The organism is Synechococcus sp. MW101C3 (assembly GCF_002252635.1).
Taxonomy (GTDB): domain Bacteria; phylum Cyanobacteriota; class Cyanobacteriia; order PCC-6307; family Cyanobiaceae; genus MW101C3.
The window spans coordinates 183,006-200,541 of record NZ_NQKX01000006.1 but is presented as its reverse complement, the minus strand read 5'-3'; the positions used below and the strand labels follow the sequence as shown (position 1 = coordinate 200,541).

Sequence of the window (17,536 nt, the reverse complement as noted above, 5' to 3'; positions counted from 1 at the left end):
ATAGCCCTAACGCGGCGGTTTCTGCGATGCCCGCCGTGTCCGCCATGCCTGAGATCCTTCCCGCCGCCGCGGATCCGAGTGGCGCCCGCGAAGGGCGTCCCGTGCTGCGTGGCGCCAGCGCCGCACTGGCCACGGCCACCCTCGACGAAGATGGCGTTCCTTCCGGCCACACGCCGAAAGCGGATGAAGGCCGCTTCCTGCTCAAGATCCTCTGGCTGCCCGACAACGTCGCTTTGGCCGTTGATCAGATCGTGGGCGGTGGTCCCAGCCCCCTCACCTCCTACTTCTTCTGGCCGCGGGAAGATGCCTGGGAAACCCTCAAAGGTGAACTGGAAGCCAAATCCTGGATCACCGACAATGAGCGGGTGGAGATCCTCAACAAGGCCACCGAGGTGATCAACTACTGGCAAGAGGAAGGCAAAGGCAAGTCGCTCGACGAAGCCAAGCTCAAGTTCCCCGACGTCACTTTCTGCGGAACCGCCTGATCCTCAGCGGCGGGCTGCATTGGCCTACGGCCTACAGCGCAGTCCACGACCGTTCACGCGTCGTTTGACCTGGCTTGTCTTCACTGGCCAGGTTCAATCATGTCTCAACGTCTGCTGAAGCGAACCGTCGATGGGTGCCGCTCTTCTGCTGATCGCTGACGGACTCTCACTAGAACGTCTTGCACGTTGAAGGCCCCGAGCAGGGGCCTTTATACTGTCGATCAAGCGTTCGATTGCCACACTCGCCCTCGGCCAACTCGAATTCGTCAACAAGTTGGGTCGACGGTCAAGTTCCATCCACGGTCGAGTTGAATCCGCTATCGGGTTGCATCCGCGGTCGAGCTGCATCCTTCATCGATTGTCATTCGCAGCAAAGTTCCAGCCACCATCAGATTGCATTCATGATCAAGTTCACCAGGCTTGATCGCCGAATGGTATGGATCGATTGACAGCGATTCTCCACTCTGACTTCGCCACGTTGATAATGACGTTCGTGGGAAGTTGAAGTGCCCGAATTCAGCGCTAGTGAGCCGGCGCTGAGCGTTGCAGGGCCTGCTGGCGGAGATCCAAGGCCTCTTGGCCGAGAACCAGGGCCAGCTGGCAGAGCTCAAGGGCCAGCTGGCAAACATCCAGGGCCCTCATAAAAAAATCTTGGACCGGGCTTGTAGAGCCGATCCAAGACTGTTGATGGCATTGCGGCCATGAAGATTGGGGCTACCCGGAAAGGACGACCCCGTTGATGGATCAGGCCTTGCGGGTGGCCTGAAGCCGGGCCCGGGCCCGAGCCAGGTTCTGGACGGCTTTCACCTTTTCCGTGCTGGGCGGCTGGCCTTCGAAGCTGGCTGCACGCAGCTGGGCTTCTTCCACCTGCTGCTCGGCGGCGGCGGCATCAATTTTGTCTCCGAGCTCTGCGGTGTTCACAAGCACAGTGACTTCGTCGGCTTCGACTTCGGCAAAACCACCCATCAAGGCAATGGAGGTCCAGTCTTTGCCGCTGCGCAGGCGCATCACGCCCACATCGAGAGCGGTAAGCAAGGAGACGTGTCCGGGGAGGATCCCCAGCTGCCCAGTGGTGCTGGGCAGGATCACCTCATCCGCGCTGCCGTCGAAAACGCTCTGGTCAGGTGCCAGAACACGGAGATTGAGAGTCATGGCGAGAAGGTGAGAGGGAGATCAGAGGCAGTCCGTCGCAAATCAGGACTTGGCGTCAGCGAGGATCTTGGCGGCCTTGGCCTTCACCTGATCGATGTTGCCCACGAGGTAGAAAGCAGCCTCGGGAAGATCATCCAGCTCACCAGCGAGGATCATGTTGAAGCCGCTGATGGTGTCTTCGAGCTTCACGTATTCGCCGGACTGGCCAGTGAAGATTTCGGCCACAAAGAAGGGCTGAGACAGGAACTTCTCGATCTTGCGGGCGCGGTCGACGGTGCGACGGTCGTCTTCGGAGAGTTCGTCGAGGCCGAGGATGGCGATGATGTCCTGCAGCTCTTTATAGCGCTGGAGGGTGGATTGCACGGCACGGGCGGTGCGGTAGTGCTCGTCGCCCACAACGGCCGGCTGGAGCATGGTGCTGGTGGAGTCGAGCGGGTCGACGGCCGGGTAGATGCCCTTCGAAGCCAGGCCGCGGCTCAGCACCGTGGTGGCATCGAGGTGGGCAAAGGTGGTGGCGGGAGCGGGGTCGGTGAGGTCGTCGGCCGGCACGTACACAGCCTGGATCGAGGTGATTGAACCTTCGAGCGTGGAGGTGATGCGTTCCTGAAGCTCACCAACGTCGGTGCCGAGGGTGGGCTGATAGCCCACAGCGGAGGGCATGCGGCCGAGCAGGGCGCTCACTTCGGAGCCGGCTTGGACGAAGCGGAAGATGTTGTCGATGAACAGCAGCACATCCTGCTTGTTCACATCACGGAAATGCTCGGCCATGGTGAGTGCCGACAGACCCACGCGCATGCGGGCGCCGGGGGGCTCGTTCATCTGACCGAAGCAGAGCGCCACCTTGGATTTCGGGAGGTCTTCGGAGTTGATCACTCCAGATTCCTTGAACTCTTCGTAGAGGTCGTTGCCCTCACGGGTGCGCTCGCCAACGCCACCGAACACGGAAACACCGCCGTGCTCCTTGGCAATGTTGTTGATGAGCTCCTGGATCAGCACGGTTTTGCCCACGCCGGCGCCACCGAACAGGCCGACCTTGCCACCCTGGCGGTAAGGAGCCAGGAGGTCGATCACCTTGATGCCGGTTTCAAACACCTTGGGCTTGGTTTCGAGCTCGATCAGCTTCGGCGCATCCCTGTGGATGGGAGATGTGAGGGTGGAGGTGACCGGCCCACGCTCATCAACCGGCTCGCCGAGCACGTTGAAGATGCGGCCAAGAGTGGCCTCTCCCACGGGGACGCTGATCGGGGCGCCCGTGTCGAGGGCAGACATGCCACGCACGACGCCGTCGGTGCCGCTCATCGCAACCGCACGCACCCGGTGATCGCCGAGGAGCTGCTGGACTTCGGCGGTGAGGGCGATGTCCTGACCCGAGGAATTGCGGCCTTCAACGCGAATGGCATTGAAGATGCGGGGCAGCTTGCCGGCCGGAAATTCAATGTCGAGAACGGGGCCGATCACCTGACGGACAACACCCTTGGAGCCGGTGTTGACGGGAGCAGCAGCAGCCATAGGAAAGGAAGGAAGATCGCGCAGCGGGACGCGCGCCCGCCTGAAGCCGCGCCACCTTACCACCGCGAATGGCCTGGTCTTCAGAGCCAGAGGCCCGTGCCGCGTGCTGGGTTCGGTCAACCGCACACCGTACCGATTGCACTGCACCCTTCCACCGCCATAGGTTGGCACTCAGGCAGGGCGAGTGCTAATTCGCTCTCCCCTGTGGCGCCCACGGCGCCGCACCACCGCATTTGAAACGATCCATGGCTGCTGTCTCCCTCAGCGTCTCCACTGTCAAACCCCTTGGAGATCGCATTTTCATCAAGGTGTCCGAATCGGAGGAAAAAACCGCGGGCGGCATCCTGCTCCCCGACACTGCAAAGGAGAAGCCCCAGGTGGGCGAAGTGGTCCAAGTGGGCCCCGGCAAGCGCAATGAGGACGGCTCCCGCCAGGCTCCTGAAGTGAGCGTGGGCGACAAGGTGCTCTACAGCAAGTACGCCGGTACTGACATCAAGCTCGGCACCGATGAGTTCGTGCTGCTCTCAGAAAAAGACATTCTCGCCATCGTCGACTGATCGCTCCGGCACATGAGGTTCCTGTGAGCCTCAACTGCCCTCACTGATCACGTCCTGACCCCCGACGACTCGTCGGACGGTCAACCCTTTACCAACTACTTCAAGGAGCATCCCTTCCATGGCCAAGCGCATTATTTACAACGAGAACGCCCGCCGGGCCCTCGAAAAAGGCATCGACATCCTCGCTGAGGCCGTTGCCGTCACCCTCGGCCCCAAGGGCCGCAACGTGGTGCTGGAAAAGAAATTCGGCGCTCCCCAGATCATCAATGATGGCGTCACGATCGCCAAAGAGATCGAACTGGAAGACCACATCGAGAACACCGGTGTGGCCCTGATCCGTCAGGCCGCCTCCAAAACCAACGACGCCGCCGGCGACGGCACCACCACGGCCACCGTCCTGGCCCACGCCATGGTCAAGGCCGGTCTTCGCAACGTGGCTGCGGGCGCCAACGCCATCACCCTCAAGAAGGGCATCGACAAGGCTGCCGATTTCCTCGTCAAGAAGATTGAGGAGCACGCCAAGCCGATCGCCGACAGCAACGCCATCGCCCAGGTGGGCACCATCTCCGCCGGCAACGACGAAGAGGTGGGCCGCATGATCGCCGACGCTATGGACAAGGTCGGCAAAGAAGGCGTGATCTCCCTGGAAGAAGGGAAGTCGATGACCACCGAACTGGAGGTCACCGAGGGCATGCGCTTCGACAAGGGCTACATCTCCCCTTACTTCGCCACCGACACCGAGCGGATGGAAGCGGTGCTCGACGAGCCCTACATCCTGCTCACCGACAAGAAGATCGGCCTGGTGCAAGACCTGGTGCCCGTGCTTGAGCAGATCGCTCGCACCGGCAAGCCCCTGCTGATCATCGCCGAGGACATCGAGAAGGAAGCCCTCGCCACCCTGGTGGTGAACCGCCTGCGCGGTGTGCTCAACGTGGCCGCCGTCAAGGCCCCTGGTTTCGGTGACCGCCGCAAGGCCATGCTTGAGGACATCGCTGTTCTCACCAACGGTCAGCTGATCACCGAAGACGCCGGCCTCAAGCTGGAGAACACCAAGCTGGAGATGCTGGGCACCGCCCGCCGCATCACCATCAACAAGGACACCACCACCATCGTCGCCGAAGGCAACGAAGTGGCCGTCAAGGCCCGTGTGGAGCAGATCCGCAAGCAGATCGACGAAACCGACTCCTCCTACGACAAGGAGAAGCTGCAGGAGCGTCTGGCCAAGCTGAGCGGCGGTGTGGCCGTGGTGAAGGTGGGTGCAGCCACCGAAACCGAGATGAAGGACAAAAAGCTGCGCCTGGAAGACGCCATCAACGCCACCAAGGCGGCTGTTGAGGAAGGCATCGTTCCTGGTGGCGGCACCACCCTGGCCCACCTGGCCCCTGCCCTCGAGGAGTGGGCGGCTGCCAACCTCACCGGCGAAGAGCTGATCGGTGCCACCATCGTGGCCTCCGCCCTCACCGCTCCGCTGATGCGGATCGCCCAGAACGCCGGCGTCAATGGCGCCGTCGTCGCTGAGCATGTCAAGGGCATGCCGTTCAACGAGGGCTACAACGCCGCCACCGGTGAATACGTCGACATGCTGGCCGCCGGCATCGTGGACCCCGCCAAGGTGACCCGCTCCGGTCTGCAGAACGCCGCCTCGATCGCCGGCATGGTGCTCACCACCGAGTGCATCGTGGCCGATCTGCCCGAGAAGAAGGAAGCAGCTCCCGCCGGCGGCGGTGGCGGCATGGGCGGCGACTTCGACTACTGATCGTCTGCCCCTGGATTCGCAGGGTCACCCTGCGGATCCAGCTCCGATCAACCGTCACTGCTTCAAGCCAGCAGCTTCGAACCGCCAACTTCGAGCGATCAGCTGCCAACCAGCAGCAGATCAGTTGCGAGCGATCAGTGCATCACCGGAGCAGGCCAAATTCCTGCTCTTTTTTTTGTCCTTTGTCCATGTGGCCGGCGGGGAGGCGCCACGGTGCATGCGCAGAGGTATGCCGCAACGGCGCAAGGGCTCAACGTCCCTGCCGCAGTAAGTTCCTACTTGCCGGGCACGAAGGCAAGCGCGACGCCGTTGTTGCAGTAACGCTTGCCGGTGGGCCTGGGTCCATCGTTGAACACATGGCCCTGATGCCCGCCGCAGCGGCGGCAGTGGTATTCCGTGCGGGGCACGATCAATTTGAAATCCAGCTGGGTGACCACCGCATTCGGCAGGGGCTGCCAGAAGCTGGGCCAGCCGGTGCCACTGTCGAATTTCGTGGTGGAGGAGAACAGCGGCAAACGGCAGCCAGCACACACGTAGGTGCCGGCTCGCTTTTCGTTGTTGAGCGGGCTGGAGAACGGCCGCTCCGTGCCCTCACGGCGCAGCACTGCAAAGGCGGCAGGACTCAGGCGCTCCTTCCAGGCAGCCTCACTGAGTTGCCAGGCAGGATCGCCCGCCTTGCTCGCAGCCTCAGCTTTTCGGCCTCCCAACAGGGGAGAGAGCAGGAGGGCCAGCGAGGCCAGCAAGCCACGGCGTTTGATTGGTGTCACGGCAGGGTCAGCGCAGCCAGCCGGCGCTCAGCACCACGGCGAGGCCGAGAAACAGGGCAAGCAGGGTCCAGGTGACGCGGTTGAGCGTGGCTTCGGCGCTGCGGGCGCTGCTGAACATCGACCCGCCGCTGCTGGCCAGGCCTCCCATGCCATCGCCCTTGGGGCTGTGCAGCAACACGCTGGCGATCAGGAGCACGCCGAGAGCGGCCCAGATCCAGGAAAGAACCGTGGTGATCATCTTCAGACCCTACCCAAACACCAGGCCCGAACGCCAGGCCGATCGGCCCTTCAGAGTGCGGGCAGGCTGACGGCCCTGACGGCCCGCCGGGCTCAGACCTGCAGCGCCCGTGGCCGCAAGGGCTCAGGAGTGGGCAGCAGTGGCGATGGCTCGATCAGGGAGGTCCCCGTCATGTTGGCGGGCACAGGCAGCTCAAGGATCTCCAGCAGGGTGGGGGCGATGTCCGCCAGGCCGCCCCCTTCCCTCAGGCGCACATCCGTGCCGTGGCCAGCCAGCTTGCGCCGTTCCCCTTCCACCAGGATCACCGGAACCGGGTTGGTGGTGTGGGCCGTCCAGGGCCGCCCGTCCTCCCCTTTCATCACTTCGGCATTGCCGTGATCGGCGGTGATCAGCAGGGTGCCCCCCTGCCGATTGGTGGCTTCCATCAGTCGGCCCACGCAATGATCCACGGTGGCGATGGCGGCGGCCGTGGCCTCCATCTGCCCCGTATGGCCCACCATGTCGGGATTGGCGTAGTTGATCACCACCAGGGAGTAGATGCCTTTGTTGATGGAGGCGATGCAGCTGTCGGTGAGGGCAGCGGCGGACATCTCGGGAGCCTGGTCGTAGGTGGCCACCCGCGGGGAGGGCACCAGGTGGCGGTCTTCGCCGTTGAAGGGCTGCTCGATGCCGCCGTTGAGGAAATAGGTGACGTGCGGATACTTCTCCGTTTCGGCGGTGCGCAACTGGCGCAGCCCGTGTTCGGAGACCACCTGGCCGAGCAGACCATCGAGTGACTCGGGGGGGAAGGCCACCGCCACGTCGAGGGCTTGCTCGTACTGGGTGAAAGTGACCAGGTGCAGAGGCTCGATGCGCTCCCGGGAGAAACCGCTGAAGTCTTCGAGCACAAGGGCGCGCACCAACTGACGCACCCGGTCGGGGCGGAAGTTGAAACAGATCAGGCCATCGCCTGGGCTCAGGTGGCCGGAGCTGAGGCGGTAGGGCTCAAGGAACTCATCGTTGATGCCGTTCTCGTAGGCCGCCAGGACCACCTGCTGGGCCGTGAGCGGGCCGTCGGCCGGTCTGGCCTCGGTGAGCAATCGGTAGGCCTTCTCGGTGCGGTCCCAGCGGTTGTCGCGGTCCATGCTCCAGTAACGGCCGCAGATCGTGCTGATCCGCCCCACGCCGGCGGCTGTGATCTGGGCATCGATGCGGTCGAGGAAGGCGATCGCGCTCTGGGGCGGGGTGTCGCGCCCGTCGGTGACCACATGGATGCAGACGTCGCTGAGGCCGCGGCCTGCGGCCCACTGCAACAGCCCGCCCAGGTGATCGATGTGGCTGTGCACGCCGCCGTCGGAGCAGAGGCCGATCAGGTGGAGTGCGCCGCCATTCACCAGCAGGGTGTCGGCCAGGGCATTGAGGGCGGGATTGGCGGCAAGGCTGCCGTCCTTCACCGCTTTGCCGATCCGCACCAGCTCCTGCCGGATGATCCGCCCGGAGCCGATGGTGAGGTGGCCCACTTCCGAGTTGCCCATCTGGCCGTCGGGCAGGCCCACGTCGCCGCCGCTCGCCTGGATCAGCGTGTGGGGGTACGCCTCCCACAGCGCATCCATCACCGGGGTGCTGGCCGCGCGGATCGCATTGTTATCGCTGGCTTCGCGGTATCCCCAGCCATCGAGAATGGCCAATACCACCGGTGGCACGTAGCGGTGATCCACGGGGCCGGAGGGGGGAGGGGGGAGAGAGCCGCTCGGGCGAGAGCTGGAGCTCGTGGAAGGAATGTCGGTCACCGATTCTTCCGCAAAGCCCTGATACAGGCTGATCGCCCTCAAAATTACAGTGTGATCTCTTCGTCACAGAAAGCAGGCCGGTAAGCGTCAGCTAATGGGCATAAGCGCAAGGAGACTCCCTTACCATTTCACCCCCGGGATCCCCACATGGTGTCGTCAATCGGTGACCATTGCGTGGAGATTCTCTCCGCCCAGGATCTGACCCGCACGGTTCATCGCCTTGCCTCCCAGGTGCTGGAGAGTGCGCCGGACAGCCGCCAGCTGTTGCTGCTCGGCATCCCCACCCGCGGCGTGGAACTGGCACGGGTGCTGGCCGCCCAGCTCGAAGCCAGCTGCGGTCATCCAGTGGATCAGGGCAGCCTTGATCCCACCTTCCACCGCGACGACCTGGCCCGGGTGGGCACCCGCATGGTGCAGGCCACCCAGCTGCCTGCAGCGCTCGAAGGCCGCCATGTGGTGCTGGTGGACGATGTGATCTTCACCGGACGGACGGTGCGCGCCGCTCTGGAGGCGTTGCACGCCTGGGGCCGGCCGGCGGTGGTGCGTTTGCTGGTGATGGTGGACCGGGGGCACCGGGAGCTGCCGATCCAGCCTGATTTCTGTGGTCGGGTGGTGCCCACCAGCCGCCAGGAGTCGATTCAGCTCTGGCTGGCGGCCGTGGATGGGCGCGATGGTGTGGTGCTGCTCAAGCCCTGAGGCAAGTCTCTTCAGGCCACCGGCTCGAGCTCGTCCGGGCGGAAATGGGCGCGATAGCGACCGAACGCCACCACCACCGGCAGGGTCGGGCTGATCGGACGACCTTTCCAGTCGTCAAGCACCTGGAACACCTCACCTTCCAGTCCCTGGAGGTCGAAGGGCTGACCGCGGTGCTCTGGATGGGTGTACACCACGACGCTCTGGCAGACCCTGACCTGTTCTCCCGGCTTCATGAAGGATGCGGTGGCGGACGGCGGCAATCCTGTCACGGCATCCCTTCAGCGTTGACAGGTGGTTTCGGGGCCGCTCTCCACCACCTTCCCGCCGAGTTGCCGGCAGGCCCGGGTGAAGGCCGACCAGTCGTCGATCCCCTGGGCGAGCAGACCCTTGATGGCCGCATCCAGCTCGGCCACGGGCACGGAGTTGGCTGCCGTAGCGCCATGGCTGTGATGCTCCTGCTCCTGGGTTTTCAGACCGGAGATGGCGGTTTCCACCTGCCTGCGCAGCACGGCTGACTGCGATTTCCACCAGGGATGATCGATCCGGTTGAGGGCTTCAAGCGCTTCCCACCAGCGTTTCTGCTCCACCAACTGGGTGGCCCTCTCCTGCTGAAAGCGGTTACGGCTCCAGAACTCCCTGAGGTTGTCACCGAGCGCGTCACCCGCGGGGTGGCGGTCTTCGCCCATCGGTTTGAGGAACACCATCGCCCCCTCCAGATCTCCGGCCTCGAAACGGGCCATCGCCTTGGTGCGCAGCTCTTCCTGCCAGGAGCGCAACCGGTCTCGGTCAGCGTGGATGCCTGCTTCGGAATTGGCCAGCAGCAGTTGCAGCTGAAGTGCCTCCTGCCAGCGCTGCCCCTGCCAGAGCCGCTCGGCGCGCGCACGGCGGCAGCGGCCTTGTTCGCGCGGTGCGCGCCCTGTCATCCAGCGGAGTGAAGCCAGCTGGTCGCTGTAGGCGAGGCAGGCCTCGTAGCGCCCCTCGCTGGCCGCCCGCTCGAGCCGGCCAGGCAGTTGGCCTTCCCACCAGCGTGCCGCACCGATCACAGCGGCCACCAGGCCGAGAGTGAGCGCCAACCAGAAACGCGGAAGCCTGTGGCGGCGGATGGCCAAGGCAAGGAACAGGCAATCCTCCCTTTCTATGAACACGACCCGCGGCTTTCAGCCTGGCGGGGTCAGCCGCGCTGTCGTCCACTGCCTACGCGTGGGCTGATTGATCACCACGGGTGGGGCCAGCGGAAGCGCTTCGTCTCAGTGGAAGCGAGCGGTCTCAACGCACGGGGCCAAGCGGCTGAGGGGGTGAGCGCCGCGACGTGCTCAGGTCTTCGCTTTCCAGCACCAGCTGGCCCTGCCCATCGATCTGAAAGTGGAGCCGCAGGCAATCGCTGCCACGTTTTCCGGGAGTATCGAGACTGATCGGCGCGGGTTGCTGCCCCCAGGGCTGCACCTCCGCCTCCCCTGCGGGCCGCCGCCGCAGCTGGGGCAGTCCATCGCGAAACACCACCTCGGAGCGTTCGTCGTCGCGGGGCTCCCCCAGCACCAGGTCGATCTGCTCCTGGCCGTCGTCGCTGCAGGCGAGCAGCAGCTCCAGCGGCTGGGTGGTGGGCCAGTTCTGCCCTTCGACAAACAGCGGATGCCAGCGATGGCTGCCGCTGCGCTGGTCCCAGCAGCGCAGGGATACGCCCCGGGCGAGCACGTCCTTGATCCGCACGCCCGGGGTGAGCGCCAGCGCCCCCAGGGCCACCGCCTCGATCGGCCGTTCGTCGCGCAGGGGCACACCGGGGCATCGCTCCTGCAGCCAGCGGCGCACGAGCGGAATCCGGCTGCTGCCCCCCACCGGCAGGATGGCCTCCACGTCCGCCAACGCCAGCCCCTCGGCCCTGGCGGCGGCGAGCACCCGCTCCAGCAGCTCGTCCAGCAGAGAGAGAAATCCCTGCTCCAGAAGAGTGGTTTCCAGTTCCTGGCGGCTCAGCTGCAGCAGGCGGCTGGTGCCCCCCGGCAGCATCGTCAGCACCGACGCCGCGGCGCTGTCGCTCAGCCGGCACTTGAGGGATTCCGCAGCTTCCAGCAAGGTGCCGGGTGGCGGGCCCTGGCCGTTTACCTGCGCCCAGAGCGCCGCGGCGATCCAGCGGTCGATGTCCCGGCCGCCGAGGGCCACGCCCGCCTTGCCCACGACCCTGGCGCAGCGCAGTTTCTGGCTGCTGTTTCTGAGGTCGCGGCCGGCGAAGCGCAGCAGCTGGGCCACCGGCGCGGCGCGCCCCTCGCCGCCTTCGAGCGCCACCAGCGAAAGATCGATCGTGCCGCCACCAAGATCCACCACCAGCACGCGGCTGCCGGGGGGCAGTCCGGCGCCGATGGCCGCAGCGGTGGGCTCATCCACCAGGGCCACCTCCTCAACAGCCAGGTCCTGGCTGACGGCGTGCAGCCATTCCCGATAGCCGCGGTAGCCGTCGATCGGCGCGGTGAGCACCAGACGGGTGGGGGCCAGCTGCGCTGGCAGGTGGCGCCAGAGCTGGCGCAGCAGCATCGCTCCGGCCTGCTCCGGGGACAGCACAGACGCAGCGGCGGCGCCACCGGCTCCTTCTTCGCGGCCGGCATCGGCGCAGCCGCCGATGCCGCGCTTGAAATCGCGGCAGAGCTCAGGGCCTTCACTGCCGGCGAGGCCGGCCTCGATCACCTGGCGCCCGATCAACGGCTGCTCCGCTGTGGCGCTGGCAAGCCACAGCAGGCTGGGGACCACGCAGGGGTCAGCGCAGCTGTAGGGGGGGATCTCCACGAGCTGGGGCGCGCCGCCCTCGGCGGACTGGAAGGCCACCACCGTGGTGGTGCTGCCCAGGTCAATCGCCAGGGTGCCAGGTGTCGCCATCGTGAGCGGGCGAAGGGCTCCGCGCAGCTTGGCGGATGGCCGCCGGCATCCGCTTGGCGGCTGACCCTTCCGCCCGAGCTGGCCTAAGGTCAGGGAAATCAACATGACCTATGTATTCCGGCGCCACGGTGAACCCGAAGGAACTGGCCCAGCGTGCCGAAAGCCTGATTCGTCAGTCGAGCAACCGCTACCTCACCACGGTGAAGATCGCCTTTCGGGCCAAGCAGCGCCGTTTCGATGATTTCGACGGGCTCCTGGAGGATTCGATGATCAAGCCAGTCCAGCGGGCCATCGTGGAGCTCTCCGATGAGCAGGATCAGCCCGATCTGCTGCCCGGCTGATCGATCCGCCGCTGGCAGCGCCGTTGTTTCTGGCTCAGGAGTGCCGGCTGGGGTCGTTGCACCTGAGCTGGCCGTGCCGGCTGGTTCAGTGCTCTCAATTGCGGCCCCTGCAACCTGATGCACCCGGCAGGATTTGCCACTGAGGGGGAGGGATGGCGGCTGGCTCTTGAGGCTGGCCGCCATCCCTTTGGCGTGTTGATCGGCGGTGATGGCTGGGCAGCGGAGCTGAGCCTGGCCGAAGCGGCCGAACTGCGCCGGGGCCTGCTCGAGCTGATCGAGCAACACACCGCCATTGCCGGCCAGCTGATGGCAGAAGAGAGCCTGGAGCTGGAGCTGGAGCGTGGCCCTTGGTGGCTCGGCCTCTGTGGCGATCGCCGCTGTTGGGCGCTGCGCTTCGTGCTGGCGCCCAGCGATGGGCAGCGGGGCCTGGAAGGGAGCTGGACGCCTGCCGCCAGCGCCGCTCTGGCGCAGGCCTTGGCACCCCTGGTGCTGGAGCCGGCAGGGTGTGAGACCACGGAGGGATTGGGCGGCTGATCAGCACTGCTGATCAGCAACCTGTTCCCAGCCCAGCCCCCGGATCGCGGCGGGTTTTGCCCAGCTTTTCCACAGGCCGGACTGCCCGGACCGGCTGCCCTGGCAGTCACCTGTGGAGAACCGCCCCGCCGCAGGTTCTCCCCTTGACACGCGGCGTCGATCGCTTCAAGGGCAAGCCTTAACGCGCTCGTTACCACCCCGGAGCGCAGCTGGGCCCGCAATCTCACGCTGGGATGGGCAATGTCAGCCCCTCTGCCCTCGATTTGACGCCATCGGAAGCTTGTGGGGAACTGGGTGACGACCACCCTCCTGCCGCGCCTCGATGGATCCTGCCTCCGTTGTCGACAGCTACCCGCGTTGCCCGTCCCGCGTCCGTCCGTCTGACGCTGCCGAGGGCAGCGATGGTGCCGCCGGGGTGGTGAGCATCAGGGCAGAGGTGCCGGAGGCCTTGCTGGGCTCGATGCGCACCTTCATCGATGCTCACCCCAACTGGGACCAGTACCGCCTGTTCCAGGCCGCTCTGGCGGGCTTCCTGGTGCAGAACGGGGTCAACAGCCGCGCCGTGACCCGTTGCTACGTCGGCAACATGTTCAACTGGAACGCCTCAGAGGACGGCTGCTTCAGCGCTCGCTGAGCGTCCGGGTGATCCCGCCCTGCACGAAGCCTTGGCCGAACAGGTCGCTGTAGCCGGCCATGAGGGTGCCGATCATCACCGGCCAACCGATCAGCAGCCCCACCGCCAGCAGCACCGCCAGAGCGGCGAAGGGGGTGGGCACCAGCAGCACCATCACCACCTGGAGGCCATGGAGGGCCAGCGTCAGCAAATACAGCGGCGCCCAGCGGCGTGTCTTCCTCGACCAGCCGCGCTGAAAGGCCCGTACCGGCCCCAGCCCTTCCACCACCAACAATGGCAGCTGAAACACCTGGCTGGCATTGAGGATCAGCAGGGCGGCGCCCCCCGGCACCAGCGCCAGCATGCCCAGGACTGGAGTGAGCAGACTCAGCACCCCTGCCACCAGCCCGCAGGTGATCAGCACCAGCGCGTTGACCAGCAGCATCAGCACCGCCATGCCCAGGAGGCGTAGCACGGCCGCACCTTCCCAGCGAGCCAGCTCGGCGAAGCTTGGTTGCCCTGCCGCCAGGGCGATCCGGTTGCCGCGGAGGAGCCCCACGTTCAGCCAGATGTTGCTGGCCCCCCCAGCGGCCAGGCCGGCCAAAGCCAGGAACAGATAACCCGCCGGCCCGCCCTGCTGGAGCCCGTCACTGCCACGGTTCTGCGCCAGCTGGCCGATCAGGTTGAGCACCCCGCCCAGCAAGGTGAAACCCATGAACCGCAACGGCGCCTGCCCAAAGGCGCGCCAGCCCCGCCGCAGGCAGGAACCGATCGCCAGCGGGGCCATGGACCCGCCGGCGGTTGTCATGGGGCCTGCAGCAGCAATGCCATCAGGCGCGCTGCGATGGCATCGGCAACGGGCAGGATCGAAAGCCGGTTGCCGCGCCGCACCACCATCAGCTCTTCGGGCGTGAACGATTCCCGCAGGGCATCCAGGCTCAGCAGCTGATCGAAGGTGCGGCGATAAGCCAGCCGTACGCAATCCCAACGCGGCGCCTCGGGCTTCGAGGCAGGGTCGAAATAGGAGGAGGTTGGATCGAACTGGGTGGGATCGGTGAGCCCGGTGGCGACCACCTCCATCAGGCCGATGATCCCGGGGGGCTTGGTATTCGAGTGATAGAAGAAGGCCTGATCGCCCACCTGCATGCTGCGCATGTAATTGCGCGCCTGGTAATTGCGAATCCCATCCCAGAGGGTGGTGCCCTCGCTGGCGAGATGGTCGATTCCGTAGACGTCCGGCTCGCTCTTCATCAGCCAGAAGGCCATCGCAGCGCCGGCTCCTTGCTCAGCTGAACAGGAGCTCACTCTATGGCGGCAGGTGTGGCATTCAGCGCGGAGACAAGCGCGCGGAAGTGGTCGCCACGGGCTTCAAAACTGCTGTACTGGTCAAAGCTGGCGCAGGCCGGCGATAACAGCACGGTCGGTGATTCGGAGGCCGTGGCCAGGGCGTTGGCCTCCTGCACCGCGGCTCCGAGATCTTCAACATTGCGCACCTCGCCGCTGAAGCCGCTGTTGCGCAGCAGCCCGGCGAAGTGGTCGCGGGCGGCGCCGTAAACCACTACCGCCGCCGCCTGCCGTTGCAGCGCCGCGAGCCAGGCGGAGGCATCACCCTGTTTCGCCTGCCCGCCCGCCAGCACCACCATCGGCCCCGGCAGGGCCTTGAGTGCCACCTCGGCGGCGTCGTAATTGGTGGCTTTGCTGTCGTTGTACCAGGTGATCCCGGCGCGGTCGCAGATCCGCTCAAGGCGGTGCGGAACCCCGGGGAAGCTGCGAAAGGCAGCGGCCATCACGGCAGCATTCAGGCCGAGCTTGAGCCCCACGGCGGCGGCCAGCACCAGGTTCTGTCGGTTGTGCTGCCCTGGCAGGGCCAGGCTGGCGGCGTCGAACAGCTCGCCTTCGCGGCTGAAGAGCCTGCCGTTTTCGATCCAGATCAGCGGATCGATCCCGGCGGGAAGATCGGCGCGGGGGCCGGCCGATACCCAGTCGGCCCGGTCCCAGCTGGGGGCCTGGGCCCTGAGATCGGCGTCATCGGCGTTGAGCAGCCGCACGGTGGCGTTCTCCAGCAGCCGCCGCTTGATCGCGCGGTAGTTGCCGAGCGTGCCGTGCCGCTCCAGGTGGTCCGGGGTGAGGGTGGTCCACAGGCCGAAGGCGGGGGCCAGCTCGGGGGAGGCCTCGATCTGGTAGCTGCTCAGCTCCATCACCACCCAGTCAGGGTTGGCCTCGCCCCGCAGGCGGCGCTCGAGCAGCAGCTCGGCTGCTGAGGTGCCCATGTTGCCGGCCATCGGCGCATCGAGGCCGGCGGCCTGAAGCAGATGGCTGACCAGATGGGTGACGGTGGTCTTGCCGTTGGTGCCGGTGATCCCGATCCAGGGAATGCCGCGACTGGCGGCCCAGGCCACCGACGGTTCGCCGCAGAGCCGCACGCCCCGGTTACGTAGCTCCACCAGGGTGGGGTGGTCCCAGCGGACGCCCGGACTGACCACCACCGTGGCCGGCAGCCGCTCAAGGGCCTCGAACAGCTCGATCGAGAGGGGGCTGTCGAGCTGCACCTCAATGCCGCCGGCCTGCAGATCGTTGGCCAGGAGATGCTGCGCCGGCGTGCCGGAGCTTTCCAGCACCAGCACCTGGCTGCCAAGTGCCTGCAGCAGGCGTGCCGCCCCGGCGCCGGATCGACCCAGGCCGATCACCACGGTGAAGGCACCGAAGGGCGGTGAAACTTCCCGCAGCGGCAGCGGTTGGGTCAACGGGAGAACGTAAAGGAGTGGGCGATACTGGAATCGAACCAGTGACTCCTACCGTGTCAAGGTAGTGCTCTACCTCTGAGCTAATCGCCCGGGTCGGGAGTCATGAAGACGACACCCGGAGCCGAAACTTAGCAGCCGGCCTCTCCCCCCTCACCGCAGCCAGGCGCATCAGCTGCGCAGCAGGGCCAGCCGCCAGCGGTCGCGCTTGGTGAGCTCCACCTCCAGCACGGTGAGCTCTCCCCGGTTCTCCAGCCGCACCCGATCGCCGGCCCTGAGCTCCCTGCTGGGGCTGCGCACGTCGTCCCAGTTGACGCGGACCGCCCCGTTGCGGATCTGCTCGGCCATGCGGCTGCGCGGGATGCCAAAACCGGCCGAGCCCACCGCATCGAGCCGCAGCGAAGCCTCCACGGTGGAAAAGCGACGGGGCTGGGGCCGGGCCGGAGGCTGGAGGCGCTCCAGGGGCGTGGTCTCCAGCTGCACCTCCACGCTGCGCACCAGGGCGGTGCCCCCATCAAAACGCCCGGCCAGTTCCGGGGTGACCACCAGCTGGGCGCCGCGGTCACCGCGCAGCCAAAGATCCCCCAGCTCCGCCTCCTGCGCTCCCGCCTGCAGCAGCCCGCGGCGGAAATCGCCGGCGCTGGCGGAATCGAACAGGAAGTTGCCACTCAGCGTCAGTCCGATCAGCGGCAGGGCGGTGTCCGTCGCCTGGCTGGTGCCTGGTGGCGGGGCGTCCAGCTCGGCGCGCGTCAGTTGCAGCCGGCAGCGCTCGGCGCCGGGGTGCCCCCCTTCGGCGTGAAGGGTGAGCTCGCTGAGGCTGCCGAGGCGCGCCGCGGCCTCCTCACGCAGGAGTGGCGTCACGAAGGAGCTCCACACCGGCTGCCAGGTGCGCAGGGCCTCTTCCGCGTGATCAATCAGCTCTGCCAGCCGTTCGGGGGCGTGGCTGCCCTGCAGCAGCTCGCCGCGCGGGAGGGTGACGGCGCTCAACGCTCCGCCAGGCGCACCACCGCCTTGGGCCGGGTTTCCTGAATCAGGGTCCAGGGAATCTCCTGGCCTGGGGCGCTCTCCACCAGCAGCAGCCAGTTGCCCTCCTCGAGGCGGTTGCGCAGGCTGCGGATGCGGTCGTCGGGATCGGAGGTGACGCTGGCGGCGGCGGCGAAGCTTCCCATCCAGCCCGAGCCCATGCCCAGCAGGCCGCCGATCAGCGGCTCGCCGTAAGGACCGGCGAAGGCGAAGGTCTGCAGATCGGTCATGAAGGTGAAGGTGAGGCCGGCGAAGAACCCGAACGGCATCAGCCAGCGCACCATCCCCCGTTGACGGCGTTGGCGGGCCAGCCCCGGGTTGAGCAGCTCCACGCTGTCGATCGAGGTTTCCCCCTCACCGATGGTCAGCAGGGTGGCTGGCGCCGGACGGACCCCATCCAGCTTGTCCTTCAGGCGTTGCAGGCTCTTGCGATCCGCCAGCACCACCACCACGCACAATCCCAAGGCCCGGTGTCCCAAAGCACGATTCTCTT

Annotated in this window: 20 protein-coding genes and 1 tRNA gene; 7 read left to right on the top strand and 14 right to left on the bottom strand. The window is 66.1% G+C overall.

Annotated features, from left to right (window positions below):
* The first annotated feature begins 44 nt into the window (after positions 1 to 44).
* Complete coding sequence (locus CJZ80_RS09315; protein ID WP_233132959.1) at positions 45 to 485, top strand: 30S ribosomal protein PSRP-3; 441 nt, start codon at positions 45 to 47, stop codon at positions 483 to 485.
* Between the two features lie 744 nt (positions 486 to 1,229).
* On the opposite strand, the gene atpC is transcribed toward CJZ80_RS09315, so the two are convergent.
* Together atpC and atpD are read right to left on the bottom strand one after the other, a co-directional pair.
* Positions 1,230 to 1,637 (bottom strand): ATP synthase F1 subunit epsilon, encoded by a 408-nt coding sequence (atpC, locus tag CJZ80_RS09310; protein ID WP_094512717.1) that lies wholly within the window; start codon positions 1,635 to 1,637, stop codon positions 1,230 to 1,232.
* A 42-nt stretch (positions 1,638 to 1,679) separates the two neighbouring features.
* Complete coding sequence (gene atpD, locus CJZ80_RS09305) at positions 1,680 to 3,146, bottom strand: F0F1 ATP synthase subunit beta (RefSeq protein ID WP_094512716.1); 1,467 nt, start codon at positions 3,144 to 3,146, stop codon at positions 1,680 to 1,682.
* Between the two features lie 245 nt (positions 3,147 to 3,391).
* Between atpD and groES the strand changes: the two genes are divergently transcribed.
* Positions 3,392 to 3,703 carry a co-chaperone GroES gene (gene groES, locus CJZ80_RS09300; RefSeq protein ID WP_094512715.1) on the top strand — a complete coding sequence of 104 codons (312 nt, stop codon included), beginning with the start codon at positions 3,392 to 3,394 and terminating at the stop codon, positions 3,701 to 3,703.
* A 118-nt stretch (positions 3,704 to 3,821) separates the two neighbouring features.
* Positions 3,822 to 5,459, top strand: coding sequence for a chaperonin GroEL (gene groL, locus CJZ80_RS09295; protein WP_094512714.1), 1,638 nt, complete (start codon positions 3,822 to 3,824; stop codon positions 5,457 to 5,459).
* A 275-nt stretch (positions 5,460 to 5,734) separates the two neighbouring features.
* Here groL and msrB read toward each other — a convergent pair whose 3' ends face one another.
* The 3 genes from msrB to gpmI form a co-directional block, all read right to left on the bottom strand.
* The gene (gene msrB, locus CJZ80_RS09290; RefSeq protein ID WP_094512815.1) at positions 5,735 to 6,217 is read right to left on the bottom strand and encodes a peptide-methionine (R)-S-oxide reductase MsrB; all 483 of its coding nucleotides are present in this window, start codon (positions 6,215 to 6,217) and stop codon (positions 5,735 to 5,737) included.
* Between the two features lie 16 nt (positions 6,218 to 6,233).
* On the bottom strand, positions 6,234 to 6,464 hold the full coding sequence (gene secG, locus CJZ80_RS09285; RefSeq protein ID WP_094512713.1) for a preprotein translocase subunit SecG: 231 nt from the start codon (positions 6,462 to 6,464) through the stop codon (positions 6,234 to 6,236).
* A gap of 92 nt (positions 6,465 to 6,556) precedes the next feature.
* On the bottom strand, positions 6,557 to 8,137 hold the full coding sequence (gpmI, locus tag CJZ80_RS09280) for a 2,3-bisphosphoglycerate-independent phosphoglycerate mutase (protein WP_094512814.1): 1,581 nt from the start codon (positions 8,135 to 8,137) through the stop codon (positions 6,557 to 6,559).
* Between the two features lie 243 nt (positions 8,138 to 8,380).
* On the opposite strand from gpmI, the gene pyrR reads away from it, so the two are divergent.
* Positions 8,381 to 8,929, top strand: coding sequence for a bifunctional pyr operon transcriptional regulator/uracil phosphoribosyltransferase PyrR (gene pyrR / locus CJZ80_RS09275; RefSeq protein ID WP_094512712.1), 549 nt, complete (start codon positions 8,381 to 8,383; stop codon positions 8,927 to 8,929).
* Positions 8,930 to 8,940: 11 nt separating this feature from the next.
* Here pyrR and CJZ80_RS09270 read toward each other — a convergent pair whose 3' ends face one another.
* From CJZ80_RS09270 to CJZ80_RS09260, 3 genes are all read right to left on the bottom strand, one after another.
* Complete coding sequence (locus tag CJZ80_RS09270) at positions 8,941 to 9,162, bottom strand: ferredoxin-thioredoxin reductase variable chain (protein ID WP_094512711.1); 222 nt, start codon at positions 9,160 to 9,162, stop codon at positions 8,941 to 8,943.
* Positions 9,163 to 9,207: 45 nt separating this feature from the next.
* Positions 9,208 to 10,002: a hypothetical protein gene (locus CJZ80_RS09265; RefSeq protein WP_233132945.1), complete on the bottom strand. Its 795-nt coding sequence runs from the start codon at positions 10,000 to 10,002 to the stop codon at positions 9,208 to 9,210.
* Between the two features lie 193 nt (positions 10,003 to 10,195).
* Positions 10,196 to 11,791, bottom strand: a complete 1,596-nt coding sequence (locus CJZ80_RS09260; protein ID WP_094512709.1) for an Hsp70 family protein — start codon at positions 11,789 to 11,791, stop codon at positions 10,196 to 10,198.
* A gap of 110 nt (positions 11,792 to 11,901) precedes the next feature.
* Between CJZ80_RS09260 and CJZ80_RS09255 the strand changes: the two genes are divergently transcribed.
* The 3 genes from CJZ80_RS09255 to CJZ80_RS09245 all read left to right on the top strand — a co-directional run bounded on the left by CJZ80_RS09255 (position 11,902) and on the right by CJZ80_RS09245 (position 13,300).
* The gene (locus tag CJZ80_RS09255) at positions 11,902 to 12,132 is read left to right on the top strand and encodes a DNA-directed RNA polymerase subunit omega (protein ID WP_094512708.1); all 231 of its coding nucleotides are present in this window, start codon (positions 11,902 to 11,904) and stop codon (positions 12,130 to 12,132) included.
* Positions 12,133 to 12,249: 117 nt separating this feature from the next.
* Positions 12,250 to 12,666: a DUF1818 family protein gene (locus CJZ80_RS09250; protein ID WP_094512707.1), complete on the top strand. Its 417-nt coding sequence runs from the start codon at positions 12,250 to 12,252 to the stop codon at positions 12,664 to 12,666.
* A 322-nt stretch (positions 12,667 to 12,988) separates the two neighbouring features.
* Positions 12,989 to 13,300 carry a DUF2811 domain-containing protein gene (locus CJZ80_RS09245; protein WP_094512706.1) on the top strand — a complete coding sequence of 104 codons (312 nt, stop codon included), beginning with the start codon at positions 12,989 to 12,991 and terminating at the stop codon, positions 13,298 to 13,300.
* Here the strand turns inward: CJZ80_RS09245 and CJZ80_RS09240 are convergent.
* The 6 genes from CJZ80_RS09240 to CJZ80_RS09215 all read right to left on the bottom strand — a co-directional run bounded on the left by CJZ80_RS09240 (position 13,287) and on the right by CJZ80_RS09215 (position 17,507).
* Entirely contained in the window at positions 13,287 to 14,087 is an 801-nt protein-coding gene (locus CJZ80_RS09240) for a hypothetical protein (protein ID WP_144037001.1), read from the bottom strand. The two genes, CJZ80_RS09245 and CJZ80_RS09240, sit on opposite strands and share 14 nt — an antisense overlap.
* The gene (locus tag CJZ80_RS09235) at positions 14,084 to 14,545 is read right to left on the bottom strand and encodes an EVE domain-containing protein (protein ID WP_094512704.1); all 462 of its coding nucleotides are present in this window, start codon (positions 14,543 to 14,545) and stop codon (positions 14,084 to 14,086) included. Before CJZ80_RS09235 ends, CJZ80_RS09240 begins: the two co-directional genes overlap by 4 nt.
* Positions 14,546 to 14,580: 35 nt before the next feature.
* Positions 14,581 to 16,023 carry a UDP-N-acetylmuramoyl-L-alanine--D-glutamate ligase gene (gene murD, locus CJZ80_RS09230; protein WP_233132944.1) on the bottom strand — a complete coding sequence of 481 codons (1,443 nt, stop codon included), beginning with the start codon at positions 16,021 to 16,023 and terminating at the stop codon, positions 14,581 to 14,583.
* Positions 16,024 to 16,041: 18 nt separating this feature from the next.
* A tRNA-Val gene (locus CJZ80_RS09225) sits at positions 16,042 to 16,113 on the bottom strand.
* A 78-nt stretch (positions 16,114 to 16,191) separates the two neighbouring features.
* Entirely contained in the window at positions 16,192 to 17,007 is an 816-nt protein-coding gene (locus CJZ80_RS09220; protein ID WP_094512703.1) for a photosystem II S4 domain protein, read from the bottom strand.
* Positions 17,004 to 17,507: a hypothetical protein gene (locus tag CJZ80_RS09215; RefSeq protein WP_094512702.1), complete on the bottom strand. Its 504-nt coding sequence runs from the start codon at positions 17,505 to 17,507 to the stop codon at positions 17,004 to 17,006. Before CJZ80_RS09215 ends, CJZ80_RS09220 begins: the two co-directional genes overlap by 4 nt.
* Positions 17,508 to 17,536 lie beyond the last annotated feature (29 nt).

Excerpts from the sequence above, each read along its gene's own strand:
- CJZ80_RS09315 (WP_233132959.1), top strand. The coding sequence starts at position 45 with ATGCCTGAGATCCTTCCCGCCGCCGCGGATCCGAGTGGCGCCCGCGAA.
- atpC (WP_094512717.1), bottom strand. The coding sequence starts at position 1,637 with ATGACTCTCAATCTCCGTGTTCTGGCACCTGACCAGAGCGTTTTCGAC.
- atpD (WP_094512716.1), bottom strand. The coding sequence starts at position 3,146 with ATGGCTGCTGCTGCTCCCGTCAACACCGGCTCCAAGGGTGTTGTCCGT.
- groES (WP_094512715.1), top strand. The coding sequence starts at position 3,392 with ATGGCTGCTGTCTCCCTCAGCGTCTCCACTGTCAAACCCCTTGGAGAT.
- groL (WP_094512714.1), top strand. The coding sequence starts at position 3,822 with ATGGCCAAGCGCATTATTTACAACGAGAACGCCCGCCGGGCCCTCGAA.
- secG (WP_094512713.1), bottom strand. The coding sequence starts at position 6,464 with ATGATCACCACGGTTCTTTCCTGGATCTGGGCCGCTCTCGGCGTGCTC.
- pyrR (WP_094512712.1), top strand. The coding sequence starts at position 8,381 with ATGGTGTCGTCAATCGGTGACCATTGCGTGGAGATTCTCTCCGCCCAG.
- CJZ80_RS09270 (WP_094512711.1), bottom strand. The coding sequence starts at position 9,162 with ATGAAGCCGGGAGAACAGGTCAGGGTCTGCCAGAGCGTCGTGGTGTAC.
- CJZ80_RS09260 (WP_094512709.1), bottom strand. The coding sequence starts at position 11,791 with ATGGCGACACCTGGCACCCTGGCGATTGACCTGGGCAGCACCACCACG.
- CJZ80_RS09255 (WP_094512708.1), top strand. The coding sequence starts at position 11,902 with ATGTATTCCGGCGCCACGGTGAACCCGAAGGAACTGGCCCAGCGTGCC.
- CJZ80_RS09250 (WP_094512707.1), top strand. The coding sequence starts at position 12,250 with ATGCACCCGGCAGGATTTGCCACTGAGGGGGAGGGATGGCGGCTGGCT.
- CJZ80_RS09245 (WP_094512706.1), top strand. The coding sequence starts at position 12,989 with ATGGATCCTGCCTCCGTTGTCGACAGCTACCCGCGTTGCCCGTCCCGC.
- CJZ80_RS09240 (WP_144037001.1), bottom strand. The coding sequence starts at position 14,087 with ATGACAACCGCCGGCGGGTCCATGGCCCCGCTGGCGATCGGTTCCTGC.
- CJZ80_RS09235 (WP_094512704.1), bottom strand. The coding sequence starts at position 14,545 with ATGGCCTTCTGGCTGATGAAGAGCGAGCCGGACGTCTACGGAATCGAC.